This window comes from Limosilactobacillus gastricus PS3 (assembly GCF_000247775.1).
GTDB classification, from domain to species: Bacteria; Bacillota; Bacilli; order Lactobacillales; family Lactobacillaceae; genus Limosilactobacillus; species Limosilactobacillus gastricus_A.
In genome coordinates this window covers 1-19,656 of the sequence record NZ_AICN01000011.1, presented here as the reverse complement: position 1 = coordinate 19,656, position 19,656 = coordinate 1, and the positions used below count along the sequence as shown (strand labels likewise).

17 protein-coding genes are annotated in these 19,656 nt (G+C 43.8%); 10 read left to right on the top strand and 7 right to left on the bottom strand.

Going from position 1 to position 19,656, the window contains the following annotated elements:
- Positions 1-23 precede the first annotated feature (23 nt).
- On the bottom strand, positions 24-1,460 hold the full coding sequence (gene rlmD / locus PS3_RS00930; RefSeq protein WP_007121718.1) for a 23S rRNA (uracil(1939)-C(5))-methyltransferase RlmD: 1,437 nt from the start codon (positions 1,458-1,460) through the stop codon (positions 24-26).
- A 157-nt stretch (positions 1,461-1,617) separates the two neighbouring features.
- On the opposite strand from rlmD, the gene argS reads away from it, so the two are divergent.
- Positions 1,618-3,306: an arginine--tRNA ligase gene (gene argS, locus PS3_RS00925; RefSeq protein ID WP_007121717.1), complete on the top strand. Its 1,689-nt coding sequence runs from the start codon at positions 1,618-1,620 to the stop codon at positions 3,304-3,306.
- A gap of 135 nt (positions 3,307-3,441) precedes the next feature.
- Here argS and dltD read toward each other — a convergent pair whose 3' ends face one another.
- From dltD to PS3_RS00900, 5 genes are read right to left on the bottom strand one after another with little or no spacing between them, the layout of a single operon-like run.
- Positions 3,442-4,737 carry a D-alanyl-lipoteichoic acid biosynthesis protein DltD gene (gene dltD / locus PS3_RS00920; RefSeq protein WP_007121716.1) on the bottom strand — a complete coding sequence of 432 codons (1,296 nt, stop codon included), beginning with the start codon at positions 4,735-4,737 and terminating at the stop codon, positions 3,442-3,444.
- Positions 4,737-4,970: a D-alanine--poly(phosphoribitol) ligase subunit DltC gene (gene dltC / locus PS3_RS00915; protein ID WP_040467834.1), complete on the bottom strand. Its 234-nt coding sequence runs from the start codon at positions 4,968-4,970 to the stop codon at positions 4,737-4,739. Before dltC ends, dltD begins: the two co-directional genes overlap by 1 nt.
- A gap of 23 nt (positions 4,971-4,993) precedes the next feature.
- Complete coding sequence (gene dltB, locus PS3_RS00910) at positions 4,994-6,214, bottom strand: D-alanyl-lipoteichoic acid biosynthesis protein DltB (protein ID WP_007121714.1); 1,221 nt, start codon at positions 6,212-6,214, stop codon at positions 4,994-4,996.
- Positions 6,214-7,743 carry a D-alanine--poly(phosphoribitol) ligase subunit DltA gene (gene dltA, locus PS3_RS00905; protein ID WP_007121713.1) on the bottom strand — a complete coding sequence of 510 codons (1,530 nt, stop codon included), beginning with the start codon at positions 7,741-7,743 and terminating at the stop codon, positions 6,214-6,216. The genes dltB and dltA overlap by 1 nt, the downstream gene beginning before the upstream one ends.
- Positions 7,744-7,754: 11 nt before the next feature.
- Complete coding sequence (locus PS3_RS00900) at positions 7,755-7,892, bottom strand: teichoic acid D-Ala incorporation-associated protein DltX (RefSeq protein WP_040467832.1); 138 nt, start codon at positions 7,890-7,892, stop codon at positions 7,755-7,757.
- Positions 7,893-8,032: 140 nt separating this feature from the next.
- Between PS3_RS00900 and PS3_RS00895 the strand changes: the two genes are divergently transcribed.
- Positions 8,033-9,145, top strand: a complete 1,113-nt coding sequence (locus tag PS3_RS00895) for an exonuclease SbcCD subunit D (RefSeq protein ID WP_007121712.1) — start codon at positions 8,033-8,035, stop codon at positions 9,143-9,145.
- Position 9,146: 1 nt separating this feature from the next.
- Positions 9,147-11,792, top strand: coding sequence for an AAA family ATPase (locus PS3_RS00890; RefSeq protein ID WP_007121711.1), 2,646 nt, complete (start codon positions 9,147-9,149; stop codon positions 11,790-11,792).
- 57 nt (positions 11,793-11,849) lie between these two features.
- Here PS3_RS00890 and PS3_RS00885 read toward each other — a convergent pair whose 3' ends face one another.
- Entirely contained in the window at positions 11,850-12,518 is a 669-nt protein-coding gene (locus PS3_RS00885; protein ID WP_050950784.1) for a winged helix-turn-helix transcriptional regulator, read from the bottom strand.
- 166 nt (positions 12,519-12,684) lie between these two features.
- On the opposite strand from PS3_RS00885, the gene PS3_RS00880 reads away from it, so the two are divergent.
- From PS3_RS00880 to PS3_RS00850, 7 genes are all read left to right on the top strand, one after another.
- Positions 12,685-13,578: a phosphate ABC transporter substrate-binding protein gene (locus PS3_RS00880; protein ID WP_007121709.1), complete on the top strand. Its 894-nt coding sequence runs from the start codon at positions 12,685-12,687 to the stop codon at positions 13,576-13,578.
- Positions 13,571-14,464 carry a phosphate ABC transporter permease subunit PstC gene (pstC, locus tag PS3_RS00875; protein WP_007121708.1) on the top strand — a complete coding sequence of 298 codons (894 nt, stop codon included), beginning with the start codon at positions 13,571-13,573 and terminating at the stop codon, positions 14,462-14,464. The genes PS3_RS00880 and pstC overlap by 8 nt, the downstream gene beginning before the upstream one ends.
- Positions 14,461-15,336, top strand: coding sequence for a phosphate ABC transporter permease PstA (gene pstA / locus PS3_RS10235; protein ID WP_007121707.1), 876 nt, complete (start codon positions 14,461-14,463; stop codon positions 15,334-15,336). Before pstC ends, pstA begins: the two co-directional genes overlap by 4 nt.
- A gap of 12 nt (positions 15,337-15,348) precedes the next feature.
- Entirely contained in the window at positions 15,349-16,101 is a 753-nt protein-coding gene (gene pstB / locus PS3_RS10230; protein ID WP_007121706.1) for a phosphate ABC transporter ATP-binding protein PstB, read from the top strand.
- Between the two features lie 10 nt (positions 16,102-16,111).
- Positions 16,112-16,825 (top strand): phosphate signaling complex protein PhoU, encoded by a 714-nt coding sequence (phoU, locus tag PS3_RS00860; RefSeq protein WP_007121705.1) that lies wholly within the window; start codon positions 16,112-16,114, stop codon positions 16,823-16,825.
- A 284-nt stretch (positions 16,826-17,109) separates the two neighbouring features.
- Positions 17,110-18,408, top strand: a complete 1,299-nt coding sequence (gene serS, locus PS3_RS00855) for a serine--tRNA ligase (RefSeq protein WP_007121704.1) — start codon at positions 17,110-17,112, stop codon at positions 18,406-18,408.
- A gap of 179 nt (positions 18,409-18,587) precedes the next feature.
- Positions 18,588-19,656 (top strand): NAD(P)-dependent alcohol dehydrogenase (locus PS3_RS00850; protein ID WP_040467830.1); only part of this gene is annotated, 1,069 nt, incomplete at its 3' end.

Here is a 19,656-nt window from a genome sequence, read left to right as displayed (position 1 = left end):
TTTCATTTTAAGAAGATAAGGGTTTATTGATGATGGTGGTCATTAAGCACCAATTTAACAACCGCTTCACAGCGTGGCGTTTGAGGCATCATATCAATCGGTTGAATATAATCCACGCGATAGGTAGGGATAAGGCGAGTCAGGTTCCGAGCGAGGGTGGCCATATTACATGAAATATAGGCGAATTTATGGGGCTTTTCTTGAAGGATCTGGTCAATAAAGACCTGATCTAAACCAGTTCGTGGCGGATCCACAATGATTGCATCAAAGGTAAGACCTTCTTGACGCCATCTAGGCATGACTTCTTCGGCGGTTCCGACTTCATATCGCGCATTGGTAATCTCATTTAAAGCGGCATTTCGATTGGCATCAGCAACGGCTTCAGGAATCGTTTCCATACCGAGAACTCGTTTAACCCGACTTGCTAGGGAAAGACCAATGGTACCAATTCCGGCGTAGGCATCAATCAGGGTATCGTTAGGCGTTAAATCGATAGCCTTAGCGGCTTCCTCATACAGGGTTTCCGTTTGTTCTGGATGTAATTGTAAAAAGGAGCGGGCGGATAAGTGAAAGTCTAATCCCATCAAACTTTCGGTTAGATAGTCATCACCTGCTAATTTGGTGGTCTCCTTTCCCCAGATCAGGGGTGTATCACCAGGGTTGAAGTTTTGCATGACCGACCTAACAGCGGGGAGTTCAGTTTGGATTTTGTCCAGTAGGAGGCGTTTATGGGGGAGTTTGCGACTATTGGTGATGAAGGTAACCTGGATTTCACCGGTACTGCGGGATTCTCGAATAGCAATAGTTTTAATAATTCCACTATTAGCTTCCTCATCATAGACGGGGATTTGGAGTTCTTGGATCCATTGGACTAATTGGCGCATTGCTTGCATCGTTGCGGGCATTTGAACCGCACAGGTGACCATATCGATAACCTCGTGGCTATTAGCCCGATAAAGACCCGCCACGACTTGCCCGTCAATTTGGCGGATTTGGAACTGGGCTTTATTCCGGTAACCATAAGGATGCGGGGCCGCGATGGTTGGACGCACCTGATAGTGTTGATAACCAAATGGTCTGAATTTAGCTAAACTATCAAGGACCACTTGACGTTTATATGCTAATTGGCGCTGATAAGCAAGATGTTCTAATTCAAAACCGCCAGCCAAGCCAGCATAGTCGTCCTTGGGAGGAACACGATCTGGACTAGCCTTTTTTAGGCGATGAATCTTAGCTTCAAGATACTTTTCGTGAACGGCCGTCACTTCAGCAACAATGATTTCACCGGGAATAGTTTGGGGCACAAAACATACTTTATGCTTAAAATAACCAATTCCTTGGCCGTTAATACCCAGTTTCTTAATCGTTAGGGGAAACCGGTCACCGATGGCAACTTCAATTGGTGGTATCGGTCGTCGAGTTGGCCGACTTGGTGATTGTTGATATCTTTTTGATGGCATGATAACTTCCTTTTATCTTAATAATTAGTATTATACCTTAATTGCTTCATAAATCAGCGATGATCGTTGAATAACCCTTATCAACCTTGCTATAATTGTTAGGATTGAGAATAAACGAACGTCATTCAGACGACAAGATAAAAAACAGGAGGATGCGATGAACGAACAAGCACAAATTGCGATGACCCTACAAACGGTCTTGCCAGAGCTTTCGGTCGCCGAAATCGAAAGTAAAATCGAACGGCCAAAGGATAGCAATAACGGGGACTTTGCTTTTCCTACTTTTTTCTTAGCCAAACAGTTACATCAGGCCCCGCAAGCGATTGCGGCAGATTTAATTGCCAAATTAGACACGAGTAAATATGAAAAAGTAGTCCAAGCTGGGCCTTACATCAACTTTTACATGAACCAGGGGCAAGTCGGGGCCGATATTTTAAAGGCTATTTTAGCTGATCCAGCCAACTATGGTCGCCGTGATCTGGGACACAATGCTCCGGCCAGCGTTGAATTTTCATCACCTAACATTGCCAAACCGATGGGAATGGGGCATTTACGTTCGACCATGATTGGGGAGTCAATTGCTCGGATTCTCGAAAAAGAACATTATAAGCCGATTCGGATTGATTATCTTGGTGACTGGGGTACCCAATTTGGGAAGATGATGGCCGCTTACAAAATGTGGGGAAGCGAAGAAGAAGTTGCTAAGGATCCCATTAACGTCTTATTAAGTTATTATGTCCGAATTAGTCGGGAAGCTGATGAACATCCCGAATATGATGACATGGGCCGGGAATGGTTTGCCAAATTGGAACACGGCGATGAAGAAGCTTGGCAATTATGGCGTTGGTTCCGATCAATTTCCTTGGAACGTTTCCAACGGGTCTACAAGATGTTGGATGTGAACTTTGACTCCTTCAATGGGGAAGCTTTTAGTGCTCAAAAAATGGGGGAATCAATTCAATTATTGCGGGATAAAAAGCTCCTGAAAAAGAGCCAAGGGGCCGAAATCGTTGACCTTGAAAAGTATGATTTACCACCGCTGTTAATCATCAAGAGTAATGGGACCTCGACATACATTACCCGGGATATTGCTACTGCCCTTTACCGGAAGCGGATGTTTGGCCATGCAAAGTCACTCTACGTGGTAGGAGCTGAACAAGAAGCTTATTTCAATCAATTAAAGGCCGGACTAAAGGAAATGGGCTTTAACTGGTATGATCAGATTGAGCACATCTCCTTTGGCTTAATGAGTATTAACGGACAAAAGATGTCAACGCGGAAGGGGAATACCGTTTCCTTAGAAGATGTCTTAAACGACTCGATTGATTTAGCGCGCCAACAAATTGCGGAAAAGAACCCTGATTTAGCCAATGCTGATGAAGTCGCTAAACAAGTCGGAGTCGGTGCTGTCATTTTCCACGATTTGAAGAACAACCGGCGCAATGCCGTTGACTTTAATCTCGATGAAGTGGTTAAGTTTGAAGGGGAGACGGGACCTTATGTCCAATATTCCCGGGCGCGGGCCGAAAGTATTTTACGTAAAGGTGGTCTGCGGGACTTCTCTCAAGTCGACTTAACGAAGATTGGTGCCGAAGAATGGGAATTAGTTTCCTTTATGGGCCGCTTTGCCGATGTCATTCAACGGGCTGCGGATAATTATGATCCAAGCGTTATCGCTAAGTTTGCTTTAGAATTAGCTAAGCGCTTCAACCGTTACTATGCACATACCCGGATCTTGGTTGACGATGAGCAACGAGATGCGCGCTTGGCGGTAGTACAAGCCATCAGTCATGTTTTGAAGTACGCGCTGTTAATGCTTGATATTAAAGCGCCAGATGAAATGTAAATAGAAAAACGGTCATCAGAATGGGAGAGTGCCTAGTTCTGATGGCCGTTTTGATTTTTTTATAGCAAACCTAAATTACTAGATTCAACACAAAAGCAGGTTAACTCCCAAATGGGTAACCTGCTTTTAAAAATGCTATTTTAATTCCGTTTTTTGGAACTGCTTTAAATTATTAGTGGTTGGAATCAAATTAGTCCACTTCTTGGATAAGAAAACATCATTAACGTGATAATTAGGTGATGCTTGCTTGTTCTCTATGAACCGGGAAACTTGACGATCAAAATCAACCCAACCGGACCAACCGAGGTGAATCGTATCGTTCATAAATGAACTTTGGTTCCCCTTGTGAGAGAAATCAACAATATTATTGAAGCCCTGGGATTGAAGCTGGAATTTAATCTTATTGACGGTTTGATAGTACATCTTCATACTCATTCCGGTATGTTTTTCCCATTTCTCGTTAACCGGGGTAATCACAAAGATTACGTTGGTATTAGTCTTTTGGAATTGCTTTAAGACGGTCTCAAAATCACCATATTCAGGTGACTTATAATAATCGAAGTGCCGTTGCGAATTCTTCGTCGACCAGTATTTACCACGTAATTGCTTCCGATAGAAACTATCAATAATTCCGAGATGATTATTCTTGGATTGTTTAGCCTTATCTTTAGCGGCCTGTTGATAGAGTTTGGAGTAATTATAGGTAACCGGTAACGCTTCTTCATCCGGCACGATCTTCTTTTGATAGTTATTATTCAAGAAATAACCACTAAAAAGATTATCCTCATGGGCGAGTAAACTCATCCGAAATGATAGCCACCGGCGTTCAAAGCCGGTTAAGACCTTCCCGCTAGCAATTCGCTTAGCCGCGTTAGGGATGGTCCCATCCGTGCCTAAAAGCTCAATTAACCGTTGAGCAGTGTAGCGGTCATAGGCGGACTTAGGGTTGGCCTGCAAGAGCCAGTAAATATCACTATAAGAGCCTGTGTAATAAGCAAATGCCATTTTATCAACCCCAGGCTTGGTAAACCATTGGGGAGAAATAATAAAAACGGCCTTTTTGTTGGTTAACTGTTTACTCATCATTGTCATATTCAACATTTGTGGCAATGACTGCGTTCCCCGAGAACCAAATAAGAAGGGAGTATAGTTGTGGTATTTAGCCGCCATTACAGATGGATGGTATTTATCCATCCGGTTTAATTCACTCGAGCCAAAAAAGGCCACATAGTGTTTTGATTTATCACTGAGCGCTTGTACTTTTAAGTCGCGGTTTTTAAAAACCACATTACTCAATGATACTGCGGCTCTTTGCAAGGTTGCTTGACTCCGTTTTCCACTCCAAGGATAGGCAAATACCAATAAACATAAGAGTGCAGCAACGAACAGCGGCCCTAGCACGAGCCAAAGCTGTTTAGCTGGTTTTTTCATTATTGTAATTCCTTTACCCGATCAGCAATTAAGTTAATGGTGCTCCATTGGTCACGATCAAATTCAGAAACGGGGACTTGAATTCCATATTCTTCTTGTAAGGAGAAAAGGAATTGGACAGTTGACATGGAATCGATTTTACCTGAAGTAAAGATGTTTTCATCATGATCTGCGAAGTCAGCCACATCACGACCAGCAGCAGCAGCTAATAATTCTTGGATTTTTTCGTTCATAATAAATTCCTCCTAAAGATCAATTAATGTGTAAACCATAACTTATTTAAGAATCCTGAGAAGATCAGGAAAGTAAAGACAACAAAATTAAAAGTAATCAAGATCGCGATCCCCTTGGTCAACCAAGTGGACTTAAGATTTTTAAAGTGCTTCTGCTTGTAGCGTAACCAAGCATCGTTAACCACTAGGGCTAACCCATGTAGGAACCCATAAAGAATGTAGTACCAGGTGACCCCATGCCAGAATCCCATGATAATCATGTTCAGCATGTACGCAGTTGACGAAAGGGCATTCCGACTCTTAAACCAGCGCTTCTTAGTCGCTAAGAAGACAAAGCGCATAAAGATATAATCACGGAACCAGAATGACAAGGTCATGTGCCAACGATTCCAGAATTCTTTAATGTTCGGTGAACTAAATGGTTTATTAAAGTTCATCGGAGTCTTAACACCCATTAGATATGAGATCCCAACGGCAAAGAGCGAGTAACCGGCAAAGTCGAAGAATAAATTACCGGCGTACGTGTAGGCCACGCCGACGACCCACCAAGAAAGGTGAGGGGCGCTAAGCATGGCCATTTTTTCCATAAAAGGTTGCCATTGCATCGCAAAAAAGTAGGTAATTACAAATTTATAAAGGAAACCCAAGAATAGATAGTAGATCGCTTTGTCGACCATTTTGAGATATTCTTGGCGTTCCGGAACCGCTTGGTAATCAGTCGCAAAGCGCCGATAACGATCAATTGGCCCAGAAGTAATAGTTGGCATGAAGACCATAAAACGAATAAATTTCCACCAGTTAAGTTCTTTTAAGACCCCATCACGAGTTTCAATGATGGTCCCAACCGCCCGGAAAGTAAGATAAGAAATCCCCATAAAGCCAAGGAGAGAGTTATGCCCAACCATGGCGGGCGTTACCTTCACAATGACTAAGGGTAAGATCGAAAGGAAGGCGAGGAGATAAAAGACCCAGCTGGTATTATGCTTTTGGCGATAGTAGAAATACCACATTACCAAAATCGTCTCATAAATAATATAAGCAATCAGTGAACAGCCTTGCTGGACGCTGGAGCCAGTGAACATAAAGAAGATGAATAGAAAGCTAACGAAAGCCTCATACCAGACCAAGCGCTTACCAAAATAGATCCCGATCATTAGGGGAATGATGGCGATAATTAGGTAGATAAAGTAAGTCGGTGATCCGTAGGCCGAATAGTTGGGGAGGGTTTGTAACCAATTCAGCATTATTGATTAGCCTCCGCAATCATTTGTTTAATGGCAATCTTACCATTGGCCGATTTCGGGAAATCGTCAACGTAGACGAATTGAGTCGGCATCATGTACTCCATGACCCGGTCCTTCAAATCGTTCCGTAACGCTTTTGTGAATTCGGCTTCGTCATCCACTGGGTCATTTGGAATAATGTAAGCGATCAAGTGCGTCGCACGATGATTAGCATCATACTTCGGGACCGCCACAGCTTGTTTAACGAGCGGACTAGTTTCGATACTGCTGCGCACTTCATCAAGCTCGATCCGGAACCCGTGGAGCTTAATTTGAAAGTCCATCCGGCCGACAATGTAGTGCATTCCATCTTCATCAATCATGGCTGCATCACCCGTCCGATAAGACTGGATCCCATTTAACTTAAAAAAGTTTTGTTGAGTCTTAGTTGGGTTGTTTAAGTAGCCACGAGCGACACTGTCACCGGTAATCACCAATTCACCTTCCGTTTTTGGCGTGGTGATTTCTTGATCACCATCCCAAATTGAAGTAGTCGTATTGGCCTTAACCTTGCCGACTGGCAGACGCTTTAGGGTATCCACCATTTCTTGGGTGATCTCAACGCTGGTAATCGCTACGGCTGCTTCGGTTGGCCCATAAGTATTAAAAATATGGGCGTGAGGGAAGCGTTCCTTCAGGCGCTTGGCGGTATTAACCGTGAGTTCCTCACCACAAAAGAGGAAGTGGGTTAACCCTGGCATCTTGGCTTCGCTGAAGTCCGGACTTAGCATTAACATGTCGGCCAAGGATGGGGTTGAAACATAAACATTCAAATCCAAACTTGGGAGAACGGTGAAGAGTTGACCGAAGTTTTTTACAACTTCTGAAGGCAAAGCCCTAATGGTCCCGCCAGATAAGAGCGCGGGAAGCCAAAACATTCCTGAAAGATCAAAAGAGTATGGTGGTTGACCTAAAAAGGTTTGTCCTTGAGGAATCTTAAAATCATCAGATAACATCCATCTAGCAAAGGAGTTGATGTTGTCATGAGAAATTTCTACCCCCTTAGGAGAACCGGTGGTCCCGGAAGTAAAGAGAATGTAGAATAATTGATCACCATCAACGACATGATCTAGTTGATAATTTACTTGATGATGCATGATTTCGGTTAATTGATCACTGGTCAACACTGGGCCATTATAATTAACTTCACCTGCTGGGAAATCATCGATGGCCACCACTAACCCAGGCTGACCGGTTTCGATAATTGAAGCAAGCCGGGTTGAGGCTGTCCCTGTTTCAACGGGAATATAAGAGTGACCGGCTTTTAGTGATCCAATAAAACCAGCTACCATTGTGAATTGATGGTCACCATAGAAAAGAATTGGTTGGTGCAAGTCGAGAGCTGAGTTTTGATCGAGCCAAGTAGCCAAAGCATCAGAGTAGTTTTTAAGGTCTTGATAAGTATTTAAGCGGCCCATTTCATCATAGGCGATGGTCGTTGGGTGTTGACTAGCCACTTGATCAATGGACCAGATTAGGTTGTTCATCACAATCATCCTCCTTAGAATTCGTTATAGATGAATGGGGCTTCCCCAGCGCCAAAATATCCGTACATATAAATTAAGATCATTAAAATAATGAAGTAAAATAAAGTACGAAGAATAAACTTAGCGGTCGGGTGATCGTTTAATTTTTTCATAGTTTTTCCTCTTACTGGCACAAATATTGAATTTTGTGCGAACTATAACATTAGTAATAATAACATCTTTAGTTGCTAACAAATATAAAAATTCCGTAAAATTTGGCGGATTAATTAAAATTTAAGAAAGTAGGAAGACAATGCGATTTTTACATACAGCCGATTGGCATGTCGGAAAATCTTTACATGGTTATGACCTCTTAAAAGAACAAAAACATATTTTTCAACAAATCGAGGCGATCGCTTTGGAACAAAAAGTGGATGCAATTGTGATTGCAGGGGATTTATATGACCGCGGTGCACCTAGTGAAGAGGCCGTTAGTGAATTAAATGCGGAACTGCAAAGATTGAACCTTCAAGATCGACTCCCAATTTTAGCGATTAGTGGTAATCATGATTCGGCCGCCCGGTTGGCGACGGGTGATGCCTGGTATAGTGCAACGCAATTTTATTTACATACCCAATTATCACAAGCGTTCGAGCCCATTGTGATTGGTGATACCCAATTCTTTTTATTGCCCTATTTTGAATTACAGGCAGTGCGTAATTACTTTGGTGATGATGAGATTCATTCGGTCAAGGTAGCGATGGAACGTATCGTTGCACAAATGCAGGATCATTTTGCGCCCGATAAGCATCAAGTTTTAGTTGCCCATTTTTTTGCCGCTGGTAGTTCCCATACGGATTCCGAAACCAAGGTTGAAGTTGGCGGTTTAAATGCCGTTCCCGTCGACTTGTTAACGGCGTTTGATTATGTAACCTTAGGTCATTTGCATAATCCCAACGCCTTGAAAAATCCAGTGATTAAATACAGTGGTTCCCCTCTAAAAATGTCGGCTTCTGAAGCTGAGCTCCAAAAAGGAGTTCGAATTGTTGATTCAGCCACGGGCGAATCAACCTGGGTGCCTTTAAAACCAGCGCATGATGTTCGAATTATTAAAGGCTCCTTTGATGATCTAATGCAAAAGACTGATGAAGGTGATCGAGATGATTTTGTGGTGATTCAATTAACGGATCAAGAAATGATTCCTGATGTAATGAGTCGTTTACGCCAGGTTTATCCACGTATCATTGCCTTGCAACGAGTGAATGGCCCGGTTCAAATGAAGATTGATACGACGATTGATCCAGCGCTCGATCCAATGCAATTGGTAGCTAAGTTTTATGATTTTGCTACGGATGGGCAAAGGCTTGATCATGAACAGAAAGAGTGGTTGACTCAGAGTTTGCAACGCGTTCAGAAAGGGGAATAGGATGCGACCATTAAAATTAGAATTGAACTATTTTGGGCCATATGGACATGCCACCATTGATTTCAGTCAGTTTAGCGAAGTGCCAGTTTTTTTAATCAGTGGAAAAACGGGCAGTGGGAAAACGACGCTGTTTGATGCGATGAGTTTTGCCTTGTTTGGCAAAACCTCCAATGATGATCGGGAAGCTAAACTGTTACGATCGGACTTTGCACCGGATGATCAGGAATCCTCAGTGAAATTTTGGTTTGAGCACCAAGGAGTTCAATACCAACTTGAACGGCGACCAAAACAAAGGATAAGACGTTCAAGCGGGAAATGGGTTGAGCTGGGAGGGAAGGTTTCCTTAATTTATCCCTTGGATGCAGCCGAACCAATTGAGAAAACGAAAGATGGGGATGTAAAAGCCGTTATCGTTGCTTTATTGAATCTAAACGCTGATCAATTCCGACAAATTGTCTTATTACCACAAGGAAAATTTCGCCAATTCCTTGAATCATCTAGTAAGGATAAAGAAGCGATTTTAAGGTCTTTATTTGGTACTCAGTTATATGAACGGTGGGTGGATGATTTACAAAATCAATATAAGCAATTAAAGGCGGCTAGTGATCAACAAACAACGCAATTGACGACCTTAATGCAGCAAATTGAGGAGATTGAGGCTGAACAACCCCAGGAATGGTTATCGGACGCCCAGGAACTATTTCAAAAAGATCAGTCAGCTTTGGCGAAAACCCAAGAGCAATTAGCAACCTTACAGGCCCAGGTACAAACTTTAACGGCAGCTGATCGCCAATGGCAAAGCTGGCAACAGGCTCAAACTGAATTAGAGCAGACCCAAGTCAAACAGCAAGCCTTAATTGAAGAACAGCCAGCGATGGACCAGGTGGCAAAGCAAATCCAACTGGACGAGTGGGTCCAGGGACAAGTTCCTAAACTTAATCAGTATCATCGCCAACATCAATTGATTGATGAACTGAGTCAAAAAAATCAGCTGGCTCAACAAGAATGGGACCATAATCAACAGGTGGTTACCGAAACGCAAGCCCAGTTAAAACAATTAGGGAACCTTGATCAAGCCCAAGTCCACTTAATGCAAGAAATCGGTCAGTGGGCACAGCTAGCCAATGATTTTCAGCGCTTACAAACGGCTTTGAAACATTATCAAGACACTAAGTCAAACCAAGCTAGTTTGGAGAGTCAATTACAAGTGGCTAGCCAATCAGTCCAAGAAGCTAGTGAACGTTATACAAGCATCAATGACCAATATGCGCGTTCGATGATTAGCCGATTAGCTCAACGACTAGAACCAGGATCGCCGTGTCCGCTATGCGGGAGTAGGGAACATCCGCATCCAGTGGTGGTTGATGAACTGATTGTGGTGTCGGAAGATGAGGTAAAGCAAGCGCAAAGTCACTTGGATAAAGTGCGCGCCCAAAACTCACAGCTACAAGCTCAATTTGAGCAAACTAGTCAGCAACTACAAGAAGAACAAGCGCAAATTGATCAACAAGTGGCGCAGCTAAACCAAGCAATGGACGTTACTGATCAAGATCCTGATAGTCTGGGAAAGATTATACAGGACCAACAAGCAGCCCAAGAATCAGCCCAAAAGCATCTGACTAGTCAATTAAAAGAACGTGATCAGTGGCAAGCAGCTTTGACTGAGGCCCAGGGGAAATTGGACCAGTTAAAGGGACAGCAAGTCACGTTAGCAGAGCAATTAACAAGTACCGAGCAAGAACAAGGAGCACTGAAAGCGCAATTAATGACCGCTTTAGGACAAGCGCCTAAGCTCTTATCTTGGGAACAAATGGAAGAAATTGCTGACCAGCTTGATCGACTGCCGCAGCTTCGTCAACAATTAAGTGATTACCAAGGGGCAGTAAAAGTGGTGGAGAGTCGTTTGGCTGAATTAAAGCCCCAGGTGGCTAAGCAACCGGCTGGTGAGGCTGACCAAGTGCGTGCAGAATTAAAAGATCAGCAAGCTCAAGTTGAAGAAACAGCGCAAGCAGTGGGACGATTAGAGGCCCGGCTTCATCAACATCAGCAAACGATAAGCCAGGTTGACCAAATAATGGCTCAACAAACGACGATGATGACCAAATTACGGTCCTTAAATCAATTAGTGCAAACCTTACGGGGGATGGGAGATAAAAAGCTTGGTTTGGAACGCTTCGTCTTACAACAATACTTTAATGAGGTCTTAACGGTCGCAAATCAGCGCTTCAGTCAATTAACGAATGATCGTTATAAATTCGTGTTAGATCAGGAATTAACGGCGCGCGCAACGCAAAATGGCCTGGAAGTTGATGTTTATGATGACTATGCAGGCAAGGCCCGTAGTGTCCATACGCTCTCTGGTGGGGAAAGCTTTATGGCTTCCTTAGCTTTGGCTTTAGCTTTAGGTGAAGTCGTGCAGCAACGTCAAGGGGGTGTGCAGATTGATGCCCTCTTTGTTGATGAAGGTTTTGGCTCACTGGATCAAGAGGCACTTGATGAAGCTTTAACGGCCCTTCAATCTATTGAGGGGCAACGGATGGTCGGTATTATTAGTCACGTGACGGAATTAGAAGAACGAATTCCGGACCAGTTAAAAGTGACAGCCACTGATGGTCGGAGCCAAGTTGGTTATCAACACGAATTTTGAGAGTGAAACAGGCTAATCGCTATCAATTCAAGGTAGCGGTTAGCCTATTTTCGTTTTTTATCTCAATTTATAGCCAAAGCCTCGGACGGTAAGTAGGTGTTGTGGATTTTGGTCGTCATCTTCTAATTTATCGCGAAGGTGGGCAATGTGCATATCGACAATTCGCGATGATCCTAATTCATCATAGCCCCAGACTCCCGATAAAAGCTGATCACGGGAGAGGACTTGGCCCTGATGATCGGCTAAATAGGACAACAGTTGGAATTCTTTTTTGGTTAGCAGGACTGGTTGGTGATCCTTAGCAACTGACACTTTTTGTTTATCAATTATCCAATTCGCAATCTGAATTTGATGCTGATTCACTGGAGATTCAGGGGGGTTATTGATCGGATCTGGTTCCAGAGTGTTCTGATCATAGAGCCAAAGTCGTTGTTGAATTAGGGCAGAGAGAACCTCGAGCGGTGTGGTCTTTACTAATACATCATCAACCTTAGCGCGAAATAATTTTCGTGATTGACGACTTGTGGGGGCTTGCACCCAAACCAGAATTGGGTGATGAAATTCAGGCCGGAGCAACATCATGGTAGCCAAAGTAGTTTCTAAATTAATCGTGTCCAAATCCCACAGAAGCGCGGCGTATGAGGCCTGAGCAATTTTAGCGACAGCACTAGTGGCAGTAGTAGTTTGGTCAATTTGCCAATGATTAATCGATGCTAGTTCTTGCATCGTTTCTTGTAATTGGGGGTCTTGAGAGACCAGTAAAAAAGGGTTAATGAGCAGATCCTCCGATAATTTACCGAATCTTTACATAAGTCCAGGCGAAGTTTTACATAAGTTGTTTACAGTATATTTGTAACATAAATTACCTTGGAAACAAAGGAGGATGACAGGAATGCACAAGCAACGCTGGTGGCTCCTTGCTTTGATGATCATAATTTTATTTGTTGTTGGTGCTTATCTAGCCCACCAGACGAATTCCAAAGCCAAGTCAGCTAAGATTACGAGTGTAGGGTCAACGGCTTTGCAACCCCTAATTGAAGCAGCAGTGCCGGGATTTCAAAAGCAAGCTTCGACCGTAAATGTAGTTGTCCAAGGTGGTGGTTCGGGGACGGGCCTTTCTCAGGTGGCATCGGGAGCAGTTGAAATAGGGATGTCGGATGTCTTTGCCCAACAAAAATCAGGGATTGATGCTAGTAAGTTAAATGACCATATTGTGGCCGTGACCGGGATTGTGCCGATCGTCAATCCAAAATTAGGAGTTAAAAACTTAAGTTTGACACAATTACGGGCCATTTTTGCCGGGGAAATTACCAACTGGCAGGAAGTTGGTGGCCCCGATGAACCAATCACAGTAATTAATCGGGCGAGCGGAAGTGGAACCCGAATGGCCTTTGAACAGTTAGTTATGCAGGGGTCAAAAACGACGCAAGCTCAAGAACAAGATTCCAATGGGACAGTCAAACAAATCGTTGCTAATGTCCCTGGAGCCATTTCTTATGTCTCCGTTGCCTATGTTAATTCACAGGTGAAGGTCCTAAAAGTCAATGGTGTTTCAGCTACTTACAGTAATATCACCCAGGGATACTGGCCGATCTGGTCATATGAACACCTGTATACGATCAAACACCCGAGTCAGGCAACGAAAGCATTTATTAAGTATGTGCAATCGCCTACCGTACAGAACAACTTGGTTAAGAAATCACATTATGTATCGATTCATGATATGCAGGTACAACAGGATGCCAATGGCAAGATAACTAAAATTAGTGAGGACCATCATGACTAAACATAAATTATTACAACCATCCAAGGAGAGCCGACAAGACCGGCATGGTAAGTGCTGGGTGGGATTAGCAATCGCCATTATCGGTTTGCTAGTTATCACTATCCTAATCTTCTTGTGTACAAAAGGGGTGGTCCTCTTTGTTAATCATGGGATTGGCGTTTTTGATTTTATGACGGGAGTTAAGTGGTCACCAAGCGAAGAAAAATTCGGCGCTTTACCAATGATTTTAACTTCATTCGTAGTAACTCTCGTGGCTGGGCTTATCGCCTTACCTTTAGCCTTATTAGTGGCCCTGGCGATTACCGAAATTCTTCCTGAGCGTTTTCAAAATCTACTTCGGTCCTTAGTAGAACTGATGGTGGGAATTCCGTCGGTAATTTATGGGTTTATCGGATTAACGGTTGTCGTGCCTCAATTACGGCAATGGTTCGGCGGTACCGGTTTTGGTCTGTTAGCCGCTATCGTTGTCTTGGTGATGATGATTTTTCTAACTATTACTTCGATGACCGTAGATACGCTTCGAGCAACCCCAGCGGCTTATCGAATTGGCTCCATGGGCTTAGGGGCGACCCGCTGGCAAACTATCTGGCATGTGATCTTGCCCTATGCCAAGGGTGGCATTATCACAGCTTTAATTTTTGGAATGGCCCGGGCCTTTGGGGAAGCCTTGGCGGTTCAAATGGTAATTGGGAATACAGTTAGTTTACCAAATGGTTGGATGAATCCAGCGGCGACCTTAACATCCGTGATTACTACTGGAATTGGAAATAGTGTTATGGGCACTCCGGCCAATGATGGTTTGTGGTCCTTAGCCTTAGTCTTATTATTAATGTCCCTCATCTTTAATGGTTTGGCACAATTGACGAAAGGAAGAGCAAAGTCATGAAAAAAATACAGGTTGATCGGCTAATGACCGGAATTATTCTTTTCGGAGCCGGAATCGCCGGCTTACTGATTATTAGTTTGATTGGTTATATTCTTGTCAGTGGGGTTGAAAGTTTATCCTGGCGCTTTATCACGACCGTTTCATCATCCTTTAGTGCCGGCGGAGGGATTCGTGATCAGATTTTTAATTCTCTTTATTTAGTTGTCCTGACGATGATTTTAGCTTTACCAGTTTCCTTGGGTGGCGCCATCTATTTAAATGAGTACGCTAAGGGGAGCCGCTTGGCAGCAGGTTTACGGATGCTAATCGATGCCTTGAGTTCCCTACCATCAATCGTCGTGGGGCTCTTTGGTTACTTAGTCTTAGTCGTTCAATTACACTTGGGCTTCTCGCTTTTAGCAGGAGCCGTAGTTTTAACGATCATCAATTTACCGATTTTGACCCGGTCAATCGAACAGGCCTTAATCAATGTTCCAGATCTCCAACGCCAGGCCGGTTTAGGGTTAGGCATGTCGCGGTGGAAGGTTATTACCAAAATTGTGCTGCCGATGGCCATTCCTGAGATTGTTTCGGGCGCCATTCTCGCCATCGGCCGGATTTTTGGGGAAGCCGCCGCACTGATTTACACGGCGGGACAAAGCTCAATCAATATTTCGTACAGCGATTGGAATCCTTTCAGTCCGACTTCCTTTTTAAATCCATTGCGACCAGCGGAAACCTTAGCCGTTCATATCTGGAAATTGAATACCGAAGGGCTAGTCCCAGATGCAATCAGTGTATCGGCTGGTGCGGCCGTCGTCTTGATTATCTTAATTGTAATTTTCAATCTATTAGCACGCTGGCTGGGGAAATGGCTAGCTAACCGGATGTAAGGAGGGTGAAAAATGCAAGAAAGTGCCTTAGAATTACAAAAGGTCTGTGTTGCTTATGGGGATAAGCCCATTGTCCATCAGGTTTCAATGGAATTTCCTAAGCATCAGATCTCTGCCTTAATTGGAGCGTCTGGATCGGGGAAATCGACTTTGTTGCGGTCCATCAATCGGATGAATGATGGTTTAGCAACCGTGACTGGTCAGATCATCTTTGACGGAATTGATATTAATCAGCCGGAAATAAATGTTTATGAAGTCCGGCGATCAATCGGAATGGTCTTTCAACAACCTACGCCCTTTCCCAAATCTATCTATGAAAACGTCATTTATGGATTGCGCTTGGATGGGGTTAAAGACCGCCAATTACTGGACGAGCGGGTGGAAACGAGCTTAAAGCAAGCCGCTTTATGGGAGGAAGTAAAAGATCAGTTGCATCAAAGTGCCTTATCCCTGTCGGGTGGACAACAACAACGGCTCTGCATTGCGCGGACGCTGGCGGTGCGCCCCGAGATCATCTTGATGGATGAACCGACGAGTGCGCTAGACCCGATTTCAACCAGTCAAATTGAAAATACCCTGCATGACTTAAAGGATCATTTTACGATTATTATCGTGACCCACAATATGCAGCAGGCTTCCCGAGCATCGGATTGGACGGCTTTTCTCGATCAAGGGAATTTGATAGAATTTAACCCAACGGAGCAGATGTTTATGAATCCGCAACAGACCAAGACGGCTGATTATCTCTCAGGGAAGTTTGGTTAAGGAGAGACCAATGAGTGAAATTTTTAAAGATGAATTAAAAAAATTACGGATCCATTTTGTGGAGATGGGGATAAACGTTAACGAACAAATCTACCGGGCCACGAAAGCTTTTACTAGTCATGATCGGGCACTGGCTGATCAAGTCTTGGAACTGGATCGGCAAATCAACGATCAAGAAGTAACTCTGGAGAAACAAGCCCTGAAATTAATGGCCCTCCAACAACCGTTAGCTAATGATTTTCGGTTGATTATTTCGATTCTAAAAGCCTCTAACGATATTGAACGACTAGGCGATTATGCCTCCCATATCGCCCGTTCAGCTAAACACGTGGAGACAGCTGATACCGATCAAGCGGTTGATCAGGCGATCGACGCAACGACCAACACGATTCGACAAATGCTCGAAAAGGTCCTCGATGCTTTTGTTAACGATAATGAACGGGCGGCGTATGAAGTGGCCGAAGAAGATCTAGCGGTCGACGTTGTGCATGTCCAACAACAAAAGCAAATCTTAAAGAAAATGACGGAAAACCAAGCTGCAATTCCTAGTTACGAAGCATATCTAGCAGTTCTGCGGAATTTAGAACGGGCGGGAGATCATATCGTTAACTTAGCCGAATGGGTCGTTTATATTCAAACTGGGAAGTTAGTTGAATTAAATCCTGGGAAGACGGATCCAAAGCTAGTTAAAGAAGCGTTAGCAAAAGTTAAAAGTAAGAATTAGAAGCCTTGCATCATTTTGACAGGTATATTAGAATAAGAAATGTTCAAAACAAGCGGTATTTCAAGTAGGTTTTAAGGGAACTAACGGTTGGTGGAAGTTAGGAACCGAAACTCCGGTACCGAATCATGGGTGAGTAATGTCACACGGTTGGCCATCGTTATCAGCTAAGAAAGTGTGTCAGCAATGACAAACATGGGTGGTACCGCGGAAAAGAGTAAAGAGCCATTTCGTCCCTAGTGAGGATGAAATGGCTCTTTTATTATTAATTTCAAAGGAGATCCAATATGTTAGATTTAAAGAAAATTCGTCAAGAACCGGATTGGTATAAGGAAAAATTAGCCACCCGGGGTGTGGAAGCGGCCGAAATTGACAGTATTTTAGCATTAGATGTTAAACGGCGTGAATTGTTGCAAGAAACGGAACAATTAAAGGCTCAACGGAATGAGGCCTCCAAAAAGATTGGGGAAGCTAAGCGGAACCAAGAGTCAGCTGATGACGCCATTGCCGAAATGCAAGCCGTGGCCGAAAAGATTAAGGGCCTCGATGAACAAGTTAACGCCGTTGATGAACAATTACATAATGAATTGTCATGCCTACCAAACATCCCACATGAAGGGGTTCCAGTTAGCCTAACGGAAGATGGAGCTAAGGAATTACGGGTAGTTGGTCAACCTCGGCAATTTGATTTTGAACCAAAGCATCACTGGGATATTGGGGAACAATTAGGTATCCTTGATTTTGATCGGGCTGCTAAAGTTTCTGGCGCTCGGTTTGTATACTACGTCGGCCTCGGTGCCCAATTAGAACGGGCGGTCTACAACTTCATGTTAGATGAACACATGCAAGAAGGCTATACTGAAGTCTTACCACCATACATTGTTAACGCCCAATCAATGTACGGGACTGGTCAATTCCCCAAGTTTAAAGAAGATGTTTACCAAGTAAATGGGGAGAATATGACTTTGATCCCTACGGCAGAAGTTCCGTTGACGAATTACTACCGGGGTGAAGTGATTCCAGAAGAAGACTTGCCTATTCGGGTTACGGCCCTATCGCCAAGTTTCCGGTCGGAAGCGGGAGCTGCTGGTCGTGATACGCGGGGCTTGATTCGGATGCACCAATTTAACAAGGTGGAAATGGTGAAGTATACGAAGCCGGAACAATCATGGGAAGAATTGGAAATGATGACGGCCAATGCGGAAAACATTTTAAAGAAGTTGAATTTGCCATACCACGTCATTACCTTAACGACGGGAGATATGAGCTTCACCGCTTCTGAAACCCATGATTTGGAATTGTGGATGCCAGCGCAAAAAAAGTATCGAGAAGTGTCATCTTGTTCCAACTGTTTGGACTTCCAGGCACGGCGGATGCACACCCAATACCGGGATGAAAATGGCAAGTTACAATACGTACATACCTTGAATGGTTCTGGTTTGGCGGTTGGGCGGACCGTAGCAGCCATTTTAGAAAACTACCAAAATGAAGATGGTTCAGTTGATGTGCCTGAAGTCTTGGTTCCATACTTCCATGGAATTACGAAGATTACCAAAGAAAATGCGGTACCATTTAAGAAGCACTAAGCATAAATAGTCAATGGTTAATGAATGCCATTGGCTATTTTTTCGTATATATGATTTTAGATAATGATCTGCTTAATAAAATTTTAATATGTGAATATATTAACAAAGCCGGAGATTCAGGTTATAATCGTGATGTAAACGTTTTAATAAGTTTCATTTTAGAAAGGTGGTAATAAACCATGCGTGGATTTGCGATGATTGAACCGGGAAAGACCGGCTTTATTGAAAAGGCTGACCCGAAAGTTGGCGAACGGGACGCCTTAGTTCGACCTTTAGCAGTGGCGCCTTGTACTTCTGATATCCATACGGTCTATGAAGATGCCTTAGGACCACGGACCAATATGATTTTAGGCCATGAAGCTTGTGGGGTCGTAGTGGAAGTTGGAAGGGAAGTTAAAGATTTTCAACCTGGTGATCGGGTTCTTGTACCTGCGATTACCCCTAATTGGTCCGATGTCTATTCGCAAGCTGGTTACGCCACCGATTCCGATGGGATGTTGGGTGGTTGGAAATTCTCGAACATCAAAGATGGGGTGTTTGGGACCCGTTTCCATGTTAATGATGCGGATGGTAATTTAGCCCACTTACCTGATGAGATCGACCCGGCGGAAGCTTGCATGTTATCCGATATGATTCCAACTGGTTTGCACGCTTCGGAAATGGCTGGAGTGACCTTTGGGGACACCGTGGCTGTAATCGGGATCGGCCCGGTTGGATTGATGGCCTTACGTGGTGCCGTGCTGCATGGTGCCGGTCGCGTCTTTGCGGTTGGCTCGCGGGAAAAGACGGTCGAAGTCGCTAAAGCCTACGGGGCCACAGATATTATCGATTACCACAATGGCGGCATTGCGGAGCAAATTCTAGCGGCTACGAATGGCCAGGGGGTTGATAAAGTCTTGATTGCCGGAGGTGACGCTGAACATACCTTTGAAGAAGCCGTCAAGATGCTTAAAGCCGGTGGCTCAATTGGGAATGTTAACTACCTAAATGGTCATGATAATGTGGTCTTTAATGCTGGCGACTGGGGTGTCGGTATGGGCCATAAGACCATTCATGGTGGTTTGATGCCTGGTGGTCGCTTACGGATGGAAAAGCTAGCTTCATTAGTGGTTAATGGTCGGATTGATCCATCCTTGTTGATTACGCATCGGTTTGAAGGCTTTGATAAGATTCCTGATGCGATCGAACTGATGCACCATAAGCCGGATGATCTGATTAAACCAGTTGTCATCTGTAATGATATTGATT